This window comes from Duganella sp. GW822-FHT06D06 (assembly GCF_058799615.1).
This window is the reverse complement of sequence record NZ_JBXALQ010000003.1, coordinates 458,001-478,754: the sequence shown is the minus strand read 5'-3', so window position 1 is coordinate 478,754 and position 20,754 is coordinate 458,001. Positions and strand designations below refer to the sequence as shown.

Genomic DNA, 20,754 nt, shown 5'->3' with positions numbered 1-20,754 from the left:
GCATGGACAAGGCAGGATCTGAGAAATCCATTATAGCGCTGGAAGGCTGGCTGCAAACGCCCGCCGGTGTGTACTTGCGTGAGTGGGAACAAACCTGTCTCGATAATTTAACAGCTGATATCTTCGGATACAACGCGGTGCAGATCGGCATGCCTCAAATCGATGCACTGGCCGCCAATCGCATGCCGTACAAGCTGCTGGTCGACCGCAAAGTGCGCGCAGTCAACGATGCCGCGCTGCGTCCGGTTTCGGTGACGCTCGATTGCACCGAGCTGCCGTTCGCTTCGCAGTCGATCGACCTGGTGGTGCTGCCGCATGTGCTGGAATTTTCCACCGATCCGCACCAGGTGTTGCGCGAGGTCGAGCGGGTGCTGATCCCGGAAGGGCAGGTCATCATCTGCGGCTTCAATCCGGCCAGCCTGTGGGGCGCGCGCCACGTGTTGCGGCGTGTCGGCGGCACTTCCTTTCTACCGCGCACGGAGGAGTTGATCTCTATGCCGCGCATGAAAGACTGGTTAAAATTATTGAATATGGGCGCCAGCCAGAGTCACTTCGGCTGCTATGCGCCGGCCTGCCGCACAGAAAAGTGGCTGCATCGCTACGCATTCATGGATAATGCCGGGCCGCGCTGGTGGCCGTACTTGGGCGGCGTCTATATCGTGCAGGCGATCAAGCGCGTGAAAGGCATGCATTTGATCGGTCCGGCTTGGACCAAAAAAACGGCGTCGGCCCCCGCGGTCGTGCCGGCAACAAATAAAAGGCGGGAACAGCAGGATGGATAAGGTAGAGATTTTTACGGACGGCGCATGCAAGGGTAATCCCGGCCTCGGCGGTTGGGGCGCGTTCCTGGTGGCCGAGGGCGCCGAGAAGGAAATTTGCGGCGGCACCCGCGACACCACCAACAATCGCATGGAATTGCAGGCGGTGATCGAAGCGCTCAACGTGCTCAAGCGTCCGTGCATGGTGACGCTGCACACCGACAGCCAGTATGTGCAAAAAGGCATCAGCGAATGGATACACGGCTGGAAGGCGCGCGGCTGGAAGACCGCCGCCAAGGAGCCGGTCAAGAACGAGGACCTGTGGCGCGCGCTGGACGCCGCGCAGGCCATGCACACCGTCGAATGGCGCTGGGTGCGCGGCCACAACGGCCATCCGGGCAACGAGCGCGCCGACATGCTGGCCAATCGCGGCGTCGAACTGGCACGCGGCCGTTGAGCTGCGTCGGCCTGTTATACTCTTCCGTCCAGTTGTAGCCACCACAGAACACTATGCGCCAAATCGTACTCGATACCGAAACCACCGGTATCAACCCCAAGCTGGGCAACCGCGTCATCGAGATCGGTTGCGTCGAGCTGTTTAACCGCATGCTGACGGGGAATAACTTCCACGTCTACATCAATCCGGAACGCGAGTCGGAAGAGGGCGCGTTGAACGTCCACGGACTGACCACGGAGTTCCTGAGCGATAAGCCGAAATTCCACCAGATTGTTGAAGATCTGCGCACCTACATCCAGGGCGCCGAAGTCATCATTCACAATGCGCCGTTCGATCTGGGTTTCCTGAATCACGAATTCAAGCTGTTGAACCTGCCGGACTTTTCCAGCCACATCGGCGGCGTGATCGATACGCTGGTGCAGGCCAAGGAACTCCATCCAGGCAAGCGCAACTCGCTGGACGCGCTGTGCGACCGCTATGGCGTGTCGAACTCGCACCGCAAGCTGCACGGCGCGCTGCTCGATGCGGAACTGCTGGCCGACGTCTACCTGTCGATGACCCGTGGGCAGAACAGCCTGGGCATGGATGCGGAAGAGGAAGTGGTGGCCGGCGCCGAGCTGCTGGAGCCGGTGCCGCTGGCCGATATCATCTTCCTGCCGGCCTCGGACGACGAGCTGGCGGCGCATGCGGCCACGTTGGCGGGGCTGGACAAGGCCGTCAAAGGCCAGTGCATCTGGACCGCGACGACCGCGCCGCCGGCCGCCGCGTAAAAAGATCGATAGAATTTTCGCCGTTGGCCTTCCCCTGCGGGCAGGTTGTGTGCGATAATTCGCCCCGCTTCGGGAGGTTAGCTCAGGGGTAGAGCACTGCATTCACACTGCAGGGGTCGCAAGTTCGAAACTTGCACTTCCCACCAGAATTCATCAAGAAAATCAAAGGCCTGCGTCAATCTGACGCGGGCCTTTTTTCTTATGGTATGGTTCCCGAGCGCAGGCAGCCTCGGACGGTGTTTCTGGAGACTCCCGACCGCCTGGCGGTCGCTCTCAATGGGATCTGCTCGCGAATGTGCCAGCGTCGAGTTATGCTTTTCAGGGTTAGTGTTGGTGTGCTGCAACGATGGCTCTGTCCGACACAAATCGGCGGTACACTTGTTTCATTCCACGTGGGGACATGAGATGACACGAATAGGCTTGTTCTTACTTGCCGTAAGCGCGCTGGCCGGCTGGCCACCGCCAATCCACGCCCACGCGCCGGAACTCCATCTTGCAAGTCTGGTGTGGTTGCCGTACGTCGGACCTGGCCTGCCCGAGGGCGGCATGTCCGGTGCGGTGGCCAAGGCCACCAGCAAGCGCTTCGGTTACGACGTCAAGATCGACTATTTTCCCTGGAAGCGCGCGATGCAGGTCGGCGGCGCCGACCCGGACTTCATCGGTTACTTCCCCGCTTATTATACGGCGGAGCGGGCGCGCCAATGCCACTTCTCGGCCCCGATGGGCCACAGCACCGTCGGCCTTGCCGTACTGGCCGAGGAACCGCTGCACTGGTCTGTTCTGGACGATCTGGCGGGCGCCAAATTGGGGGTGGTACTGGGCTACTCCAACGGCGAAGCCTTCGACGACATGGTCAAGAAAGGCAAGTTGCGGGTCGACGCGTCGGTCAACGACACGATCAACTTGAAGAAGTTGTTGGCCGGGCGGGTACGCGCGGTCGTGATCGACAGAGCTGTGATGCGCTACCTGCTCGCCACCGAACCCGTACTCAACAAGGAACGCGCGCGTCTGGCGTTCAATGATCATCCCCTGGCCGAGCTGACCTTGCACGTCTGCTTCCAGCGCACCGCCCTCGGACTGAAAATGCAGCAGTCTTACGACGCCGCCTTGCTCCAGACCGATATCGGGAAGATCGAAAATGCGTATTTCGACAAACTGGCCGGCATGCCCGCCGCCAAGCGCCTGTTCCTTAACGAAAGCGCTCGTTGAAACTGCGTGTCGCCATCGTGCTCGCCGTCGCCGTCGGGCTGTTGCTGCCGGCCTCGATTAACATTTACACCAATCGCCATCGCGAGGAAGTGTTGAGACAGCGCTGGGAGTTCGAACATCGCTACCTGACCGATATTCTGGCGCTGGGCATGCAGGAACCGCTGTGGAACGTCGACGCCGACGCCGGCCGGCCATTGCTCGCGTCGCTGTTAGCCGACGAGCGCATCGTCGCCATCCAGGTGCGCGATCAAAAGACCGGCGACTTCCTGTCCGAAGAATATCCAACGCGCCGGCGCGGCCGCAGCTCGCATGTGGTGCGCCAGGTCACGAGCAACGGCACGCTGATCGGCAATGTCGACCTGGAAATGGCCAGCGGACTGCTCGATGCCGAGATCGCCAGCGAACGGCGCATGTTTGCGCTGACGGTGGGCGGCGCCCTGCTGTTGTCGATGTTGATGATCGTCGCCTTGCTGCAACGCCGCCTGCTCGCCCCGATCAAGCGCCTGATGAGCGAATCGGCGCGCCTGGCCGAGGGCGATTTTTCGCTGCCCTTCGTCTGGCACCGAAACGATGAGCTCGGCGCGCTGGGACGCAGCGGCGAGCACACGCGGCGGGCGCTGCACGCCTATTTCATCGAGATCGAGGCGAAGAACATCGCCTTCCAACAAGAGATCGAGTACCGCACCCGCGCCGAGGCCGAACTCGCGCGCCACCGCGACCACCTCGAGGAATTAGTGCGCGACCGCACCACGCAATTGCAGATCGCCAAGGAGCAGGCCGAGTTCGCCAACCGCGCGAAGAGCACTTTTTTGGCGAGCATGACGCATGAACTGCGCACGCCCCTCAACGCGATCCTCGGTTACACCCAGATTTTGAAGCGCAACAAGGCGCTCGACGAACGCCAGAGCGCTGGCCTGAACACCATCGAGCAGAGCGGCGAACATCTGTTGATGCTGATCACCGATTTGCTCGACCTCGCCAAGATCGAGTCCGGCAAATTCGAACTGTTGCTCGCAGCGGTCGACATGAAGGTCTTTCTCGCCGGCGTGGCGCGCATCATCCAGGTGCGCGCCGAGCAGAAGGGCCTGACCTTCGAGGTGAGCGCGCCGGCCCGGCTGGCGCCTATCCTGGCCGACGAAAAGCGCCTGCTGCAGATCCTGCTCAACCTGCTGGGCAACGCGGTCAAATTCACTGATCAGGGCAAGGTGGTGCTGGCGGTCTCCGGCACCGGCGTGCCCGGCGCCAACGGCCGCATCGCGATCCGGTTCGAAGTGAGCGACAGCGGCGTCGGCATGTCCCCCGATCAGCTCGACAGCATTTTCCAGCCGTTCGAACAGGTGGGCGAGGCCGAGCGCAGGTTCGGCGGCACCGGTCTGGGGCTGTCGATCAGCCGGCAACTGGTGCGCATGATGGACAGCGAAATCCATGTCGACAGCGCCCCCGGCGTGGGCAGTCGCTTCTGGTTTGAGCTGGAGGCCGAGCCGGCCGCCGCCGTGCTGGCACCGGCGCGGGCCGAGCGGGCCGTGATCGGCTACAGCGGCGAACGCAAGACCGTCCTGATCGTCGACGACATCGCCGCCAACCGCCACTTGCTGCGCGACCTGCTGAGCAGCATGGGCTTCGATACGGCGCTGGTCTGCAACGGCCAGGAGGCGGTCGATAGCGTGCGCAAGCTGGCGCCGCACGCCGTATTGATGGACATCGTGATGCCCGTCATGAACGGCCTCGAGGCGACCCGCCAGATCCGCCAGCTGGCGGGCATGGCGAAGCTGCCGATCATCGCCATTTCCGCCAGCGTCACCAAGGAGGACCAGGACGACTGCCTGGTGGCCGGCGTGGACGCCTTCATGACCAAACCGGTGCACCAGAACGGCCTGCTCGAGACCCTGGGCGGCCTGCTCGGGCTGGCGCTGCGCTACGAGGAAGAGGCCGCGCCGGCCGAGGGCGCGGCCGACGCCGACCAGTTGATCCCGCCCCCGCGCGCCCAGCTCGAACGGCTGCACCACCTCGCGCGCGAGGGCGACATGCGCGCGATCCGCCAATTGGCCGACGAGATCGAGGCGTTCGGTGTACGGTATGCGGCATTCGCCCAACTATTGCGGCAACTGACGCGGGAATACCAATCCAAGGCACTGGTGGAATTGGCCCAGCGCTACGTGGAGAGTGCGCTATGAATCCGACAGAGCAGCAGACCATCCTGATCGTTGACGACATTCCCGCCAACCTGGGCGTGCTGGTCAATTACCTGGAGGAGAACCAGTTCCGCGTGCTGGTGGCCCAGGACGGTGAAGAGGCGCTCGAGCGCTGCCGCCTGGTGCAGCCTGACTTGGTGCTGCTCGACGTGATGATGCCCGGCATCGATGGCATCGAGACTTGCCGCCGGCTCAAGCAGGATGGCGCCACCGCCCCGATCCCCGTCATCTTCATGACCGCCCTGACCGACAGCGAGAACGTGGTGGCGGCCTTCGACGCCGGCGGGGTCGACTACGTCACCAAGCCGATCCGCATCACGGAAGTGCTGGCGCGCATCCACACCCACCTGGCCCTGCGTGCCATGCACCGGCAGTTGATGTCCCAGAACAGTTTGCTGAAAGAAGCGAACGATCGCCTGCTCCAGGCCGAAAAGATGGCGTCGATCGGCCAGCTGGCCGCCGGCGTCGCCCATGAAATCAACAACCCCATCGGTTTCGTCAACTCCAACATGGGCTCCTTGCAGACTTATGTGACGACCCTGTTCGGCGTACTCGACGATTACCAGCTGGCCGCCGCCGCAGCGCCCGAGGTGGCGGCGCGCATCGCCCAATTGAAGGATGCCGCCGAAGTCGACTTCATCCGCAGCGATTTTCTCGCCCTGATGAGCGAGTCGCGCGACGGCTTGCAAAGGGTGAAGGAGATCGTCCAGTCGCTCAAGGATTTCTCGCACGGCGAGAGCGCCGACTGCGCCAGCGCCGACCTGCATCGCGGTCTGGACAGCACTTTGAACATTGTCAGCAATGAGATCAAATACAAGGCCGAGATCGTCAAGGAATACGGCCAGCTGCCGCCGGTCATGTGCGTCGCGTCCCAGCTCAACCAAGTGTTCATGAACTTGCTGGTGAACGCTGCCCACGCGATCGTCGACCGGGGCGTGATCACGATCCGCACCGGCGTTGCCGGGCAATGGGTCTGGATCGAGATCGCCGACACCGGCAGCGGCATGACCCCCGAAACCGTCCATCGCATTTTCGAACCCTTCTATACGACCAAGCCGGTCGGCACCGGCACCGGCCTGGGCCTGTCGGTTTCCTACGGCATCGTCAAACGCCACGGCGGCCGCATCGACGTCGAGAGCGAGTTGGGCAAGGGCAGCCGGTTTACCGTGCACCTACCCATCCACGGAGACGCGGCAGCGCAGCACCCACAAGCAGGCGCCAGCGTCACTCCCTGACCGTGCGCAGCGGCCGGTGCGGGTGACTCCTGCTCGTCGAGGGCTGCCAAAAGTACGGAAAAAGTACGGAGTCTTAACAATCTGGACTTCATTTGAGCCGCAGCGCGTTGCCGATGACCGATGCCGAACTCAGGCTCATGGCCAGCGCCGCGATCAACGGCGACAGCAGCCATCCGGTCAGCGGATAGAGCACGCCGGCGGCAAGCGGGATGCCCAGCGCGTTGTAGACGAGGGCAAACAGCAGATTCTGTTTCATGTTGCGCACCGTTGACACCGAGATCAGGCGCGCGGTCGCAATGCCGCGCAGGTCGCCCTTGACCAGCGTTACCTGGGCGCTGTTCATGGCCACGTCGGTGCCCGTGCCCATCGCCACGCCGACATCGGCCTTGGCCAGCGCCGGCGCGTCGTTGATGCCGTCGCCGGCCATGGCCACTACCCGGCCCTCGCGCTGCAGCTTGTCGACCAGCGCGAGCTTGTCGGCGGGCTTGACTTCGCCATACACCTCGTCGATGCCCAGCCGGCGGGCCACCGACCTGGCGGTCGTGACACCGTCGCCGGTGGCCATCACCACCCGTATGCCAGCCGCCTTCAGCGTGTCGAGCGCTTCGCGGGTGCTGGCCTTGATCGGATCGGAAACGGCCAGCAAGCCCGCGAACGCGCCGTCGACGGCCAGGTGCATCACGCTCGCGCCCTCGGTGCGCAGCGCCTCGGCGCTGGAGCGCAGCGATTGCACGTCTATCCCCAGCTGATCCATCAGGGCGGTATTGCCCAGCGCCACGGCCTTGCCGCCCAGCGTGCCGCGCACGCCTATGCCGCTGGCCGACTCAAACGTATCGGGCTTGTCGAGCGTCAGCTTGCGCTCGCGCGCGGCGCGCACGATGGCGTCGGCCAGCGGATGCTCGCTGCCTTGATCGAGACTGGCCGCCAGCCGCAACACGTCTTCCTCCGAAAAGCCGGCCGCCGCGACGGCCCGCTCGAACGCCGGCCTGCCTTCGGTCAGGGTGCCGGTCTTGTCGACGATGAGGGTGTCGACCTCGCGCAGTTTTTCGATCGCCGCCGCATCACGGAACAACACGCCACGGCTTGCCGCCTTGCCCGTGGCCACCATGATCGACATCGGCGTGGCCAGGCCCAGGGCGCACGGACAGGCTATGATCAGTACCGCGACCGCGTTGATCAAGCCGAAGACCCAGCTGGGCTCCGGGCCCAGCAGGCCCCAGATGAAGAAGGTCAGGGCGGCGATCGTCACCACGCCGATCACGAAATAGCCGGCGACGACATCGGCCATGCGCTGCATCGGTGCCTTGGAGCGCTGCGCGGCGGCCACCATCTGCACGATCTGCGCCAGCATCGTTTGGGAACCGACGCGCTCCGAACGCATCACCAGCGCGCCGCTGGCATTGAGCGTGGCGCCGATCACCTTGTCTCCGATCCGTTTGGTCACGGGTATCGGTTCGCCGGTCAGCATGGATTCGTCGACGGCGCTGCTGCCTTCCAGTACGACGCCGTCGACCGGCACCTTTTCGCCCGGCCGGATGCGCAGCGCGTCGCCGACATGCACATGGGTGATCGGCACATCCTCCTCGGTGCCGTCGGCGTTGATGCGGCGCGCCGTCTTTGGCGCCAGGCCCAGCAGCGACTTGATGGCGGCCGAGGTCTGCGAGCGGGCCTTCAATTCCAGCATCTGTCCCAGCAGTGTCAGCGAGATGATGACGGCGGCCGCCTCGTAGTACACGCCGATGCGTCCCATGGACATGAACGAGAGTGGAAACCATTGCGGCGCGAAGGTCGCCACCACGCTATACAGATAGGCCGCCCCCGTACCCAAGCCGATCAAGGTCCACATGTTCGGGCTGCGGTTGATGATCGACTGCGCTCCCCGCACGAAAAATGGCCAGCCGGCCCACAGGACGATCAGCGTCGCGAGGACAAACTCGACGATGCTCTGGGTCGCGACCGGTAGCAGTCCGAGCTGGTGCCCAAACATCGCCAGCGTGGTGACGATCACCGTCAATGGCAGCGTCCACCAGAAACGCCTGGCGAAATCCTTCAGTTCAGGGTTGTCGTCGTCGCCGGGCTCCGGCATCAGCGGCTCCAGCGTCATCCCGCATTTCGGGCAACTGCCGGGATGGTCCAGCCTGATTTCCGGGTGCATCGGGCAGGTGTAGAGCACGCCGGCTGCCGCGGCTTGGTGCAGCGTCGAATGCATAGCTGTTCCCTCTGGTTTGTTCATGATCATGTTCTCCCTGTTGGCGCCCCGAAGGGCGCTGCTGCCGATAGCCGGCCTTGCCATTACGTTTCCCATCCCTTGCCGATACGCCATTGCTTGACCAGCGCGTACAGCGCGGGAATCACGGCCAGTGTCAGGACGGTGGAGGAAATCATGCCGCCCACCATGGGCGCGGCGATCCGGCTCATGACTTCAGACCCGGCGCCCTTGCTCCACAATATGGGCAACAGCCCGGCCATGATGGCCACCACCGTCATCATCTTGGGCCGCACACGTTCGACCGCGCCCTCCATGACCGCCGCGTACAGATCGGCGGCGTCCGCTTGCGTGCCCGCCAGCTTGCAGCGCGCCTTGGTCGCCTCCCATGCATGGTCGAGATAGATCAGCATGACCACGCCCGTTTCGGCCGCCACCCCGGCCAGCGCGATGAACCCGACCGCGACCGCCACCGACAGGTTGTAGTTGAGCAGCCACATCAGCCAAACCCCGCCCACCAGGGCGAACGGCACCGACAGCATGACGATCAGCGTCTCCGTCAAGCGGCGGAAGTTCAGGTACAGCAGCAGGAAGATGATCAGCAGCGTGACCGGCACCACCAGCTTCATCTTCTCGATGGCCCGCTCCATGTATTCGAACTGCCCGCTCCAGGTGGCGTAGTAGCCCGGCGGGAATTTGACCTGGGCGTTGACGGCCTTGCGCGCGTCGGCCACGTAGCCGCCGATGTCGCGATCACGGATGTCGACGAAGATGTAGGCCGACAGCAGGGCGTTTTCGGTGCGGATGCCCGGCGCTCCTTTCGCCAGTTCGATATGGGCCAGCTGGCCGAGCGGAATCATGGCGCCGTCCGCCACGGGCACCAGCACCTCGGCGCCGATCTGCTGCGGGTCGGCGCGCAGTTCGCGCGGGTAGCGCACGGTGACGCCAAAGCGTTCGCGTCCCTCCACCGTTGTCGTCACCATCTCGCCGCCCAACGCCGTTCCGATCACATCCTGCACCTCCCCCACGGATAGACCATAACGGGCCAGCTGCGTGCGGTCCGGCTCGATATTCAAGTAGTAGCCGCCGGTGATCCGTTCCGCGAATGCCGAGGTGGTGCCGGGCACCTGTTTGACGACGGTTTCGATCTGCTTGGCCAGCTTCTCCATTTGCTCGAGATCCTTGCCGAATACCTTGATGCCGATCGGCGTGCGGATGCCGGTCGAGAGCATGTCGATGCGTGCCTTGATGGGCATGGTCCACGCATTGGCAACGCCCGGCATCTGCAGCGCCTGGTCCATTTCCGCGATCAGCTTGTCGATCGTCATGCCGCGCCGCCAGGCCGATTCCGGCTTGAGGTTGATGACGGTCTCGAACATTTCGGTGGGCGCCGGATCGGTCGCCGTATTGGCGCGGCCGGCCTTGCCATAGACCGAGGCAACCTCCGGGAAGCCCTTGATGATCTTGTTTTGCGTCTGCAACAGCTCGGCGGCCTTGGTCATCGTCATGCCGGGCAGGCTGGCCGGCATGTACAACAACGTTCCTTCGTTGAGCGTGGGCATGAACTCGCTGCCCAGGCGGGAGGCGGGGTAGTACGACAGCAGCACGACCAGCGCGGCGGCGGCGACCGTCGCTTTTCGCCAATGCAGTACGCCCTGGATGATCGGCCGGTACAGCCAGATCAGGAAACGGTTTACAGGGTTTTTCGCTTCGGGAAGTATCCTGCCACGGACGAACAGCATCATGAGCACCGGGACCAGGGTGAGCGACAGGATGGCGGCGCCGGCCATGGCGAAGGTCTTGGTGTAGGCCAGCGGCGAGAACAGGCGTCCCTCCTGGGATTCGAGCGTGAACACAGGCAGGAAGGACACGGTGATGATCAGCAGGGAGAAGAACAGCGACGGTCCCACTTCCTTGCAGGCGCAGATGATCGCCTCGGCGCGCGAATCGCCGTCCCGCAGGCGCTCGATGTGCTTGTGGGCGTTCTCGATCATGACTATCGCCGCATCGACCATGGCGCCGATCGCGATGGCGATCCCGCCCAGGCTCATGAGATTGGAGCTCATGCCGAGCAGGTGCATGACTGTAAATGCCACCAGCACGCCGACCGGCAGCATCACAATCGCCACCAGGGCGCTGCGCACATGCAGCAGGAAGACCACGCAGACGATGGCGACAATGACGCTTTCCTCAACGAGCGTGCCCTTCAGCGTATCGATGGCGCGGTGTATCAGCTCTGAACGGTCGTACACCGCTTCGATCGACACCCCGTCGGGCAGCCCGGCGCTGATTTCCCTGATCTTCTCCTTCAGGTTGTGGATCACTTCCAGCGCGTTTTGCCCGTAGCGCGACATGGCGATGCCGGAGACGACCTCGCCTTCGCCGTTGAGTTCGGCAAGGCCGCGGCGCTCGTCGGGGACCAGTTCCACCCGGGCGATGTCGCGCACCAGGACCGGCGTGCCCTTGTCGCTTTTGACGACCAGATTCTCCAGGTCGCCGCGCCCGCGCAAGTAGCCGCGACCACGCACCATGTATTCCGTTTCCGCCATTTCCACAATGCGCCCGCCGACATCGCGGTTGGAATCGCGGATGACCTGGCTCACCTTGGACAGGGCGATGCCGTAGGCGCGCAAGCGCAGCGGGTCGACCGTCACCTGATAGGTTTGAACGAAGCCGCCTATCGACGCCACTTCGGCCACGCCGTGCGCCTTGGCCAACTGGTAGCGCAGGTACCAGTCTTGCAGGGTGCGCAGTTCGGCCAGCGTCCTGTCCTTGGCCAGCACCACATATTGATAGACCCAGCCCACGCCTGTGGCGTCCGGCCCGATCTGGGGTGTCACGCCCTTGGGCATGCGCCCGGAGGCGAAGTTCAGGTATTCCAGCACCCGCGAACGCGCCCAGTAGATGTCGGTGCCGTCTTCGAAGATCACGTAGACGAACGAGGCGCCGAAGAAGGAGAAGCCGCGCACCACTTTCGATTTCGGCACGGACAGCATGGCCGTCGTCAATGGGTAGGTCACCTGGTCCTCCACCACTTGAGGCGCCTGGCCCGGGTATTCCGTGTAGACGATGACTTGAACGTCGGACAGATCGGGCAGCGCGTCTATCGGCGTCTTCGCCACCGCGTAAATGCCGCCGATGATGATGAACAGCGTGGCCAGAAGCACGATGAAGATGTTCCGGCCCGACCAGTCGATGATTTTATTGAGCATGGCGTTTTCCGTTAATGACCCGCGTGCCCAAAGGCGCCCACGGCCGCCTTGAGGTTGCTCTCGGCATCGATCAGGAAGTTGGCGGCCACCACCACCAGCTCGCCCTCCCGGACGCCATCGAGCACTTCGACATAGGTGTCGCTGCGCATCCCGAGGCGCACCGCGCGCGGCTCGAATTGCCCCGCCTTGTGCTGGACCAGCACCATGCGGCGCGTGCCGCTATCGATCACGGCGGACAGGGGAACGGTCACGGCCCGGCTGGCCGCCGGCACGGCCAGCTCGACCCTGGCAAACATGCCGGGCTTGAGCAACTGGCCGGCGTTGGACAGCTCGATCCGGACGGTGGCGGTGCGCGTCTCGGCCTTGAGGGTGGGATAGACATAGCTGATCTCGCCATCGAACGCACGGCCGGGATAGGCGTCCAGCGTGACGGTCGCCTTGGCGCGCGGCCGGACGGCGCCGATATCCTGCTCGAAGACGTCGGCCAATACCCATACCGTCGACAGGTCGGTGATCTGGTACAACATATCGCCGGGCATGAAGCGCATGCCTTGCACCGCCTTCTTCTCGGTGACGATGCCGGACACCGGCGAGCGGAAAGTCAAGGTGCGCCGGGGCGCGCCGCCGTGTTCCAGCGCTCGCAACTGCTCGTCGGAGATGTCCCAGTTCTTCAAGCGCTGCAGGCCGGCCGCGGCCAATTGCTGCATGCCCGACCGGGCATCGCTGGCGCCGGCCTCCAGCGACTGCACGCCTTGCTGCGCGATCACATATTCGCGCTGCGCGGCCACCAGATCCGGGCTGTAGACCTCGAACAGCGCCTGGCCCTTGCCGATGGCTTGGCCGGTGGCGTTGACGTGCAGGCGCTCGACATAACCCTCGAATTTCGGCGCAATGGTATAGGTACGCCGCTCATCAGGCTCGACCCGTCCGAGCGCGCGCACCACCTTGCCCAGCGCCTTGACGCCGGCGGCCTCGGTCCTCACGCCCAGCTTCTGGACCTTGTCGGTGGTGATTGTGACGTGATTGGCCGGCGCAGTTTCGCCGTCGCCGTCTCCTTCATAGACCGCGACATAGGCCATGCCCATCTGGTCTTTCTTCGGGATGGGGGAGGTGTCCGGCAATCCCATGGGGTTGCGGTAGTACAGCGGTTTGCGCGGCGCTGTCGCGGTTGCGCTGGTGGTCGCGGCGCCTGCGGCGCTGCGCTGGCCGATCCAGTAGCCGCCTGCGGCGATGGCGGCGGCCGCCGCCAGGCCCAGTATGGCGAGGGTTCCCCGATTCATAATGCTTCTCCCAGCAAGCGTTCAATGTCCACCAGGCGCACGGCGGCATCGAGCTGCGCCTTGAAGCGGCTCTGCCTGGCCATGCGGATCTGACGCTGTGCGTCGAGTACGGTAGCGAAGTCGACCTTGCCGTTTTCATAGCCGGCCAACGCGGCATTGAAGGTGAGCTGTGCCTGCGGGATCAAGCTGTCCGCGACGCGCTGTTCGACGCGCTGCGCCGCTTCCAGTCCCGACAAGTCTTCCGCCAGTTCGGCCAGCAACTGATTGGCCATCGCATCCTTGCGGGCGCGCGCGGCGGCGAGCATGGATTGCGCCTCGCGCTCCTGCGACCTGCGCGACGATTGTTGCAACGGGATGTTGAGTTCGACCATCAACTCCCAATTCTTGACCGTGCGCCCCGATTGCACTGGTGCGATCCCCACGGTGAAGTCGGGATACCGGTTTTTGAGCGTCAGGTCGCGCCCCAGCTCGGCCGCTTGCAGCTTGGCGTTGGCGGCGAACAATTGCGGATTGCCGGCGCGCAGCCGGTTCTCCAGCAACGCGTAGTCGAGGCGTGCCGAGGCCGGCGGTGGCAGCGTGTGGACCGGGGCCGCCAACGGCGCGTGGGCCGGCCGCAACAACAGCATGTTGAGCCGAACGCGGTTCATGCGGATGTCGCTCTCCAGCCCGAACAAGTCGTTGGCCAGCGCGGTCAGCTCCACCTGGGCCCGGATCACATCCTGCTGGGCGGCCAGGCCACTGGCATAGCGTGCCTGGGCAACCTTTTCCAGGCTGTTCATCAGCTCGAGGATTTCACGGGTCAAGCGCTCGTTCTGGACCAGGTAATAGGACTGCGCGTACGCGCCTTTGATCCGCGCGGCGATGTCCTGCCAGCTGCTTGCCGCGCCGGCCTTGGCGGCATCGGCGTCCTGGCTCGCGATCGAGCGCTTCAGCTCGCGTTTGCCGAACCAAGGCACATCTTGCATGATCTGGTAGCGCGTGCTGGCGGCCCGAGCGGGCGAGAGCGACGGATTTTGCTCGCCTCCCATGGTGACATCCTGCAGCTCGACGCGCAGTCTGGGGTCGGCAAGCGCGCCGGCCGGGCCGACGCGTTCGGCGGCGGCGGCGGCGTCATGACGCTGCGCCGCGTAATCGGGATTATTTGCCCTGGCCAGGTCCAGCAGGCTGTCGACGGTGGTGCCTGGCATAGTCTGCGCCACGGCGGCGCCAGCGGCGATGGTCAAGACCAGCCCTATGGCCCGGGGCAGGGCGCTCATTGCATATTGCATATTCTCTCCTGCGTTGCGGGGATCGATGGATGCGGCTGGGCCTGTTACTGTCGGGGCATGTATGTCATTCCCGCAGCGCGGCGCCGCAACGACGTGCATCGTCCTGAAAGGGGGATGCACGTGTGATTCCGCGATGGCGAAGCCATCGCTCAGGTGGGCGTGTCAGATTCTGAAACAGCAGTTTCGAACTGTCGCCGGCGGCGCGGTGGTGCGCAGCAACGAACCGTCATGATCGACCAGGGCGACGGTGCGATAGGGAACGGCGGGATGGACGAGGGATGCGACTAGTTGTGTCGCCACGAATGGCGCGACATCGGGATGGACCGGACGGTCCAGCGACTGATCGTCCGGTTGGCAGTGCGCATGGCACAAGGGCGACGGTGCTGCGGCGAGATCGCGGCAGCCAGCCATAGGTTGATGATCGCCGGCAGCGTCCGCAAATCGCAACTGTTGCACCACAGGTTTGGCCGGCATCCCCGGACATGCGTATGCAGCGACAGCAAACTGCATGAACAGTATGCTGATCAGCACCAACAGTGCCGCATAGGTCTTGGATGAACGGGAAAGCCGCATGGCGCTACAGCTAAACGCTGACTGGGTAGGATGGAGGCACCATACTAAGCGATAGTCTTGCACAAAAAGCTTGATCCAAATCAAAACTCTGCAAATTTACCCCGCTGCTACCCCATACACTTACTTCGATTTGCGTGACGACCAGTGGACGTGAACGATCATCCATTTGTCGGCCTGCTTTTCGAGAATGGCGGTCTCGGTACCAAAGTGATGGACATTGTTCCCTTTGTATTTGCCGGTGGTTTCCGTCTCCTGCATCACGATCGCCAAATTGCCGTCGACGCGCTCACTTTGCTTGAGGACTTTGTTCTTCGTCGCCGCGGCGAACTCGATATCGCCCTTAAGGTGATGGCCGGTATATTCGTCCCGGGATCGTTCGACATAACCGGATTCGTAGATCTGAATTCCAGGGGCCAGCAATGCGCTCGCCTGCTCAGGCTTTCCCGTCGCCAGGGCTGCATGGAATTCTGCCAAGGTCTCTGTCGGCGTTGCCGCGAGGAGGGGCGCGCCAATGGCGGAAAGAGCGAGCAGCGAAATGAGGTGGCGCATGTAGGTCTCCATAGACAATCGTTGAAGTGTTAAAGCTATGCGATTTAATCAGCTGAAGCAGCTTGTTGCAAGGTTCATTTCAAGCCGTTGTTTCCCGGTGAAGTGGCTTGACCTTCCTTCGGTGGGAAGGTGTATGGCCCCAATGTCAGCGGCACGGCGGCGGCAACCACGTTGCCGACGCGCCAGCCCATGCTGACGAAACACACCACCATCTGTTCAACGCGACAAACACCTGCTGCGGGCTACCGTCTGGCGGTGCTGCGGGCCTCCGACATGCGGGCGCAAGCGCAAACCGAATCCGCGCGCGCGGCGGTTGCTGCCTTCAAGGCGCTCGGTGGCGGTTGGCAACACCAGGAAACCGGCGCGGTGGCGCTGCGCTGAATACTGGTGGCCGGGTTGCGGTGGCCCAAGTCATGGGCGCGAGCCGGCAGCGCTTCCGCGCGCCTTAGACGCTAGCCCGGGTCAACAGCATTTGCTCCACCGCCGCCAACAGCTGCTCGTTCTCGAACGGCTTGCGTAGCACGCCATGCGCCCCCAAAGTCAGCGCCGTCTGCAGGCGCTCCTCGGTATCGGCGGATACCACGAGCGTTTTCGACGGCGCAAAAAGCTCGGCCTTTTTCAGAAAATGCAGCACGTCCAGGCCATCGAGGCCGGGCATGCACAAATCCAGTGTCATCACCGTAGGCTTAAACGTCGACAGCATGGCGCCCGCTTCGAATCCATTGGACGCGATCGCCGTTTCAAAGCCCGCTCCGCGCAACACACGCTCGATCGCGCGCGCCATGGCCGGTTCGTCATCGACGATCAGCACGCGCCTGGGCACCTCAATTGCACGCGAGCGGTCGGGGATGCCGTTTTCGCGCATGAAGCGATGCAGCTCGTCGGGCAAGACCCGGCGATCGCCTCTGCCTGGCAATTTATACGCTTGCAATAGTCCGCGGTCTATCCAACGTAAAACCGTTCGAAAATTGACCCCGCAAATGCGTGCGGCCTCACCAGTGGTCAATACGTCTTCCATGCGCTCATCCTGTCTTTTGCGTTGTTTTTTGTAGGATAGTCAGTTTGATCAACATTGGCAATCTGCATCACAGTCCGCCTACGGCAAGCGCGTCGGGCATGATGCTCTCCAGTTGCAAGCGGAGTTCGGTATGGCGCGGGTGGCCGGGCGCCATCCGGTCGATCAGCGCCAGCACCTCGGCGGCCTCGGCCAGCAGCCCCGCATCGTAACCGCGCTTTTGCACATGCGAAATCAGTATCTGCGCCGTATTGAATAGAACACGCAGATTTCCCGGCAACTTCAGGCGCGCGGCGCGCATCCACTCGATCGCCTCTTCCAGCTTGTCGGTCTTCCATAACAGCACTCCGCGATTCATGATGTCGGTCGCCTCCCTGCGCGCATTTTCGATCAGCTCGAGACCCTCTTCGCCCATGTGCGCACACGCGAAGACCTTTTCCACCGCGTCACGCACGCTCTTGTCGTCGTCGTTGTTCTGGATGATGTGACACAGCAGTTTGACCGCAGCTTCCTTGATGCCCACTTCGAGCAGCAAGGTCGCGATATCCATGCAGATATTGGGGGAGGGCAGATCGGCCGCGGTCGCCGTGGACAGCATCGCTTCGAACTCTTCGGCGATAATCATCGCGCTGCGCTGATCCTGATTGTCCAGGTACACCAGTCCTTCGGTGATTCTGGCGCGCAGATCGCTGGCGGGTCCGGCGAATTTTTTTTGTACCGCCGCCAGGATCTGCATCGCTTCCTTGGGCGCCTTCTTGATGCCGCATACCCGCGCCAGCGCAAAATAGGGGTCCGCGGTCCGGCTGACCGAGTGCTCGCCGACACTGATGCATTTGCGGAAGGCCTTCTCCGCCGCTGCGACGTTGCCCAGCCCCAGGGAAACATCGCCCAGCGACCTCTGGCGCGCCGGGGAGTTGGGCGACAATTTGGCGGCCCGCTCCAGTACCGTTCCGGCTTGCTCCTGCTGCCCCAGCTGCTTGTGCGCGGCGGCAAGCTGATCGTAGGCTTCCAGGTACAGGCTGTTGCCATCGATGACATGCTGGAACATTTGACAGGCCCCGGCATAGTCACCGTCCTGCAAATGGAGCTTGGCCAGCCCGGCCTTGGCCCAGGTGCAATCGTGCTGGCGCAAGATGCTTTCATAGAGGGCGCGGACCTGGCCACGCTCTCCACATTTGAGCAATAAATTGGCCTTCATGCGCAGCAAGTCATTTTCGTGCAGCTTGTTGCCGGCGATCTGCATGTCGCACAGCAGGGCCGCGCCGGCATAGTCTTTTCGCGCGTAGGCCAGGTCTATCCTCTTGAACACCTGTTTCTTTTGCCAAATGCGATTCAAGCGCGTATTTAACATGCCCTCGGTGATCGGTTTGATCAGATAGGCGTCGGGATGATATTCGGCCGTGCCCATCACCGAATCGGCGCTTTTCTCGGCCGACACCATGACGAAGATGCAGCTGGGATTGAGCAGATTGCCGCTACGTGCCTCTTCCAGGATTTGCTGGCCATTGCGCCCGCCGTCGAGGTGGTAGTCGCACAAAATGACGTCGTAGCGCTTGTTGCTGATGAGGGCGATCGCTTCGGCGCCATCCATCGCCTGGTCGATGGATTTCGCGCCCATGTTACGCAGGCTCTCGCGCATCAATTGGCGGATGCTGGCGCAATCATCGACCACCAGATAGTGCTTGTCGGTCCAATTGGCGGCTTTGGCGGTGTTGGCACTCGGCTTCTTGTTGGCAAACATATGGTCCATCGTGCTCCCTTTCGGCGACCGCCGCATCACCAGCGTCGGTGTGCTGCCAGTTCGACATTGCCAAGTGGCAACCCCATACTCCCAATGTAGACCATCGTGACTATCCTGTCAAACCAGACTTTCCTTGATCTGGGCGGTGCTTGAAGAGGGTTGCATTTCTCACTATATTTTGTGGCAATAAGATACGTTAGAATGATCCAGCCTTTCGTCGGCTGGATTTTTTGTCGGACGGAAGCTGATTCAATTTTCGATTACCTTAGGAGCCTGCATGAAACGTGTCACTGGCATAGGCGGTGTGTTCTTCAAATCTCCCGACCCCAAGGCGCTGGCCGAGTGGTACCGGGTCCATCTTGGTCTGGAAGTGGAGGCGTGGGGCGGGGTCGGATTCCGCTGGGCCGGGCCGGATAACCCGGGTGGTACGGGCACGACAGTGTGGAATCCGTTCAAGGCCGACACCGACTATTTCGCCCCGAGCACGGCCAGTTTCATGATCAATTACCGGGTAGCCGACCTGCATGGCCTGCTGGCCGCGCTGCGCGCCGAAGGCTGCCGGGTCGAGGACAAGGTCGATGAATCGGAGTACGGCAAGTTCGGCTGGGTCATCGACCCCGACGGCAACAAGATCGAATTGTGGGAGCCGCCCGAAGGCCAATAAGCGTCAGCGCACGTGCGAGGGCGAGCAGCCGAACCGCTCGCGGAAGCGCAACGAGAAGCGGGCGTGTGCCTGATAGCCGCAGGCTGCGGCGACCGACGGGATGCTCCATCCGGTGGTCTGGAGCAGGCCCATGGCGTGATGCATGCGCACCTCCAGCAGCAGGGTTTCAAAGCGCAGTTGCTGGGCCGCCAGCCGCCGCCTGAGGGTGGCCTCGCTCATCGCCAGCTCGCGGCCGGCCTTGGCGGCGGTCCACTGCTGGCCGGGCGCGTCGCTCAGCAGGCTGGTGAGCAGATCGCCGACGTTCTGGCTGGCGGGGCGGGCAAACACGATGCCTCGGTCAGCCAGAGCCAGCAGCAGTCCGAGCAGACGATGCATCAGCACCCGCTCGCTCACGCCCGCAGTGCTCACACCGCGCAGGCAGTGCTCCAGGGTCTCCGCCAGATCGTCATCGAAGGGCGTTTCGCGCCAGGCGGCTACGGCGGCCAGGGGAAGCTCTTGCTGGTCGTAGCGCTTGTGAAATTCGCGCAGCACTTCCGGCGCAATGGCCAGCAACAGCGAGCGAAACCTTGGCTCCTCGCCACCTGGCAGCTTCACCAGGTCCGCGCAGACGTTCTGGGCCACCGCCATCAGCGCGGACGGTGCTTCCAGCAAGGCCTGCGCAGCGCCGGTGTCCAGGCTAAGACTGCCTGATTTGACCAGCAGGATGGTCGCTTCCATGAAGCGGAAGCGACTGGCGCGTTGCGGCTGCCGCAGGCAGGGCTGCGCCAGCATGCACAGGCCGCGGCGGGCGATCGGCATGCCCGATGGCAGTGTCCACTGGCCGTTGTCCATCGTCAGAGCAGCTTGGGATTGAGCGTGTAGGTGCCGGTCAGGCTGGCTTCGGCCAGCACATGGCCGGCGAGCGCGCCGCGGATGGCCGGGCCGTCCAGCGCCAGTTCTTGCGGCAGCGCCGGCACGTCGAGTGCGTACAGCGTGAAGACGTAGTGATGCAACAAGGTGTCGTTCCACGGTGGGCAAGGACCGTCGTAGCCGTAGTAATTGCCGCTCATCTGGGCGTCGCCGGCAAACCAGTTGCTGTAATCGTTGATGCCGTGCTTCATGCCGCCCGTCGCTCCGGGGCCGGATTTGCCGCGTGGCGTCACGCCGTCGCTATGGCTGCCGGCGGCGATGGCGCGCGTGGCGCCCGGGATGTCGAGCAGCAGCCAGTGGAAGAAGTCGACACGGGGCAGGCTGGCCGGCACTTCCCGGCCTTCCTGGTTGACGTCGTCGCCTCGGCTCGGCACGTCGGGATCATGGCAGATCAGCACGAACGACTGCGTGCCGGGCGGGACATCGTCCCACGCCAGCTGTGGGTTGCGATTGCCGGAGAGGGTGATGTGGGTGTCCGGGGCGATCACGGCGAAGGCGAACTCGCCGGGTATGGGCTGGTTGTCGGAAAAGCTGGTGCTGGTCAGTTTCATGGTTGGGAGATCTTCGATAAAAGTTGTAGGCAGTGCTGAAATTATAGAGGCTGGCGCGTCTGCGCGAGCAAGCAATCCAGTCAATTATTGCGCTATTCCGATCAAAATGACGGCTTTGGTGCCGGTTGCCAGGGATGGCCCGCTCGATGTCGAGATCTTGATTTC

General features: G+C 63.1%; 18 protein-coding genes and 1 tRNA gene. 9 read left to right on the top strand and 10 right to left on the bottom strand.

All coding sequences use genetic code 11. The annotated features are described in order from the left end of the window. Window positions 1-2 precede the first annotated feature (2 nt). The 7 genes from AC1RMD_RS08275 to AC1RMD_RS08245 all read left to right on the top strand — a co-directional run bounded on the left by AC1RMD_RS08275 (window position 3) and on the right by AC1RMD_RS08245 (window position 6,621). Entirely contained in the window at window positions 3-782 is a 780-nt protein-coding gene (locus tag AC1RMD_RS08275) for a class I SAM-dependent methyltransferase (RefSeq protein WP_492925469.1), read from the top strand. Continuing rightward, entirely contained in the window at window positions 775-1,215 is a 441-nt protein-coding gene (rnhA, locus tag AC1RMD_RS08270) for a ribonuclease HI (RefSeq protein ID WP_492925467.1), read from the top strand. Before AC1RMD_RS08275 ends, rnhA begins: the two co-directional genes overlap by 8 nt. Before the next feature lie 53 nt (window positions 1,216-1,268). After that, a complete protein-coding gene (gene dnaQ, locus AC1RMD_RS08265) occupies window positions 1,269-1,985 on the top strand; it encodes a DNA polymerase III subunit epsilon (protein WP_492925465.1) in 717 nt (238 codons plus the stop codon). A 71-nt stretch (window positions 1,986-2,056) separates the two neighbouring features. After that, window positions 2,057-2,131, top strand: a tRNA-Val gene (locus AC1RMD_RS08260). A gap of 274 nt (window positions 2,132-2,405) precedes the next feature. Continuing rightward, window positions 2,406-3,194, top strand: a complete 789-nt coding sequence (locus AC1RMD_RS08255) for a substrate-binding periplasmic protein (protein WP_492925463.1) — start codon at window positions 2,406-2,408, stop codon at window positions 3,192-3,194. After that, the gene (locus AC1RMD_RS08250) at window positions 3,191-5,368 is read left to right on the top strand and encodes an ATP-binding protein (protein ID WP_492925461.1); all 2,178 of its coding nucleotides are present in this window, start codon (window positions 3,191-3,193) and stop codon (window positions 5,366-5,368) included. Before AC1RMD_RS08255 ends, AC1RMD_RS08250 begins: the two co-directional genes overlap by 4 nt. Next, on the top strand, window positions 5,365-6,621 hold the full coding sequence (locus AC1RMD_RS08245) for a response regulator (protein ID WP_492925459.1): 1,257 nt from the start codon (window positions 5,365-5,367) through the stop codon (window positions 6,619-6,621). Before AC1RMD_RS08250 ends, AC1RMD_RS08245 begins: the two co-directional genes overlap by 4 nt. A gap of 88 nt (window positions 6,622-6,709) precedes the next feature. Here the strand turns inward: AC1RMD_RS08245 and AC1RMD_RS08240 are convergent, their stop codons facing one another. The 6 genes from AC1RMD_RS08240 to AC1RMD_RS08215 form a co-directional block, all read right to left on the bottom strand. Next, a complete protein-coding gene (locus tag AC1RMD_RS08240) occupies window positions 6,710-8,854 on the bottom strand; it encodes a copper-transporting P-type ATPase (RefSeq protein ID WP_492925457.1) in 2,145 nt (714 codons plus the stop codon). A gap of 59 nt (window positions 8,855-8,913) precedes the next feature. Further along, window positions 8,914-12,039, bottom strand: a complete 3,126-nt coding sequence (locus AC1RMD_RS08235) for an efflux RND transporter permease subunit (RefSeq protein ID WP_492925455.1) — start codon at window positions 12,037-12,039, stop codon at window positions 8,914-8,916. 11 nt (window positions 12,040-12,050) lie between these two features. After that, the gene (locus tag AC1RMD_RS08230) at window positions 12,051-13,319 is read right to left on the bottom strand and encodes an efflux RND transporter periplasmic adaptor subunit (protein ID WP_492925453.1); all 1,269 of its coding nucleotides are present in this window, start codon (window positions 13,317-13,319) and stop codon (window positions 12,051-12,053) included. Further along, on the bottom strand, window positions 13,316-14,587 hold the full coding sequence (locus tag AC1RMD_RS08225; RefSeq protein ID WP_492925451.1) for a TolC family protein: 1,272 nt from the start codon (window positions 14,585-14,587) through the stop codon (window positions 13,316-13,318). Before AC1RMD_RS08225 ends, AC1RMD_RS08230 begins: the two co-directional genes overlap by 4 nt. 162 nt (window positions 14,588-14,749) lie before the next feature. Then, window positions 14,750-15,160, bottom strand: a complete 411-nt coding sequence (locus AC1RMD_RS08220) for a hypothetical protein (protein ID WP_492925449.1) — start codon at window positions 15,158-15,160, stop codon at window positions 14,750-14,752. Window positions 15,161-15,280: 120 nt separating this feature from the next. Continuing rightward, window positions 15,281-15,709, bottom strand: coding sequence for a YybH family protein (locus AC1RMD_RS08215; RefSeq protein ID WP_492925447.1), 429 nt, complete (start codon window positions 15,707-15,709; stop codon window positions 15,281-15,283). A 189-nt stretch (window positions 15,710-15,898) separates the two neighbouring features. On the opposite strand from AC1RMD_RS08215, the gene AC1RMD_RS08210 reads away from it, so the two are divergent. Further along, entirely contained in the window at window positions 15,899-16,090 is a 192-nt protein-coding gene (locus tag AC1RMD_RS08210) for a hypothetical protein (RefSeq protein ID WP_492925664.1), read from the top strand. A gap of 64 nt (window positions 16,091-16,154) precedes the next feature. On the opposite strand, the gene AC1RMD_RS08205 is transcribed toward AC1RMD_RS08210, so the two are convergent. Continuing rightward, window positions 16,155-16,727, bottom strand: coding sequence for a response regulator (locus AC1RMD_RS08205; RefSeq protein ID WP_492925445.1), 573 nt, complete (start codon window positions 16,725-16,727; stop codon window positions 16,155-16,157). A gap of 67 nt (window positions 16,728-16,794) precedes the next feature. Continuing rightward, window positions 16,795-18,465 carry a response regulator gene (locus tag AC1RMD_RS08200; RefSeq protein ID WP_492925443.1) on the bottom strand — a complete coding sequence of 557 codons (1,671 nt, stop codon included), beginning with the start codon at window positions 18,463-18,465 and terminating at the stop codon, window positions 16,795-16,797. A 277-nt stretch (window positions 18,466-18,742) separates the two neighbouring features. Between AC1RMD_RS08200 and AC1RMD_RS08195 the strand changes: the two genes are divergently transcribed. Beyond that, complete coding sequence (locus AC1RMD_RS08195) at window positions 18,743-19,129, top strand: VOC family protein (protein WP_492925441.1); 387 nt, start codon at window positions 18,743-18,745, stop codon at window positions 19,127-19,129. Window positions 19,130-19,132: 3 nt separating this feature from the next. Here the strand turns inward: AC1RMD_RS08195 and AC1RMD_RS08190 are convergent, their stop codons facing one another. Beyond that, window positions 19,133-19,960: a helix-turn-helix transcriptional regulator gene (locus AC1RMD_RS08190; RefSeq protein ID WP_492925439.1), complete on the bottom strand. Its 828-nt coding sequence runs from the start codon at window positions 19,958-19,960 to the stop codon at window positions 19,133-19,135. A gap of 2 nt (window positions 19,961-19,962) precedes the next feature. Continuing rightward, window positions 19,963-20,589, bottom strand: a complete 627-nt coding sequence (locus AC1RMD_RS08185) for a YbhB/YbcL family Raf kinase inhibitor-like protein (RefSeq protein ID WP_492925437.1) — start codon at window positions 20,587-20,589, stop codon at window positions 19,963-19,965. Window positions 20,590-20,754 lie beyond the last annotated feature (165 nt).

Coding starts and splice junctions, on each gene's coding strand:
- AC1RMD_RS08220 (WP_492925449.1), bottom strand. CDS start 15,160: ATGCGGCTTTCCCGTTCATCCAAGACCTATGCGGCACTGTTGGTGCTG.
- AC1RMD_RS08240 (WP_492925457.1), bottom strand. CDS start 8,854: ATGAACAAACCAGAGGGAACAGCTATGCATTCGACGCTGCACCAAGCC.
- AC1RMD_RS08245 (WP_492925459.1), top strand. CDS start 5,365: ATGAATCCGACAGAGCAGCAGACCATCCTGATCGTTGACGACATTCCC.
- AC1RMD_RS08185 (WP_492925437.1), bottom strand. CDS start 20,589: ATGAAACTGACCAGCACCAGCTTTTCCGACAACCAGCCCATACCCGGC.
- AC1RMD_RS08235 (WP_492925455.1), bottom strand. CDS start 12,039: ATGCTCAATAAAATCATCGACTGGTCGGGCCGGAACATCTTCATCGTG.
- AC1RMD_RS08195 (WP_492925441.1), top strand. CDS start 18,743: ATGAAACGTGTCACTGGCATAGGCGGTGTGTTCTTCAAATCTCCCGAC.
- AC1RMD_RS08225 (WP_492925451.1), bottom strand. CDS start 14,587: ATGCAATATGCAATGAGCGCCCTGCCCCGGGCCATAGGGCTGGTCTTG.
- AC1RMD_RS08275 (WP_492925469.1), top strand. CDS start 3: ATGGACAAGGCAGGATCTGAGAAATCCATTATAGCGCTGGAAGGCTGG.
- AC1RMD_RS08200 (WP_492925443.1), bottom strand. CDS start 18,465: ATGTTTGCCAACAAGAAGCCGAGTGCCAACACCGCCAAAGCCGCCAAT.
- dnaQ (WP_492925465.1), top strand. CDS start 1,269: ATGCGCCAAATCGTACTCGATACCGAAACCACCGGTATCAACCCCAAG.
- AC1RMD_RS08190 (WP_492925439.1), bottom strand. CDS start 19,960: ATGGACAACGGCCAGTGGACACTGCCATCGGGCATGCCGATCGCCCGC.
- AC1RMD_RS08215 (WP_492925447.1), bottom strand. CDS start 15,709: ATGCGCCACCTCATTTCGCTGCTCGCTCTTTCCGCCATTGGCGCGCCC.
- AC1RMD_RS08210 (WP_492925664.1), top strand. CDS start 15,899: ATGCTGACGAAACACACCACCATCTGTTCAACGCGACAAACACCTGCT.
- AC1RMD_RS08230 (WP_492925453.1), bottom strand. CDS start 13,319: ATGAATCGGGGAACCCTCGCCATACTGGGCCTGGCGGCGGCCGCCGCC.
- rnhA (WP_492925467.1), top strand. CDS start 775: ATGGATAAGGTAGAGATTTTTACGGACGGCGCATGCAAGGGTAATCCC.
- AC1RMD_RS08205 (WP_492925445.1), bottom strand. CDS start 16,727: ATGGAAGACGTATTGACCACTGGTGAGGCCGCACGCATTTGCGGGGTC.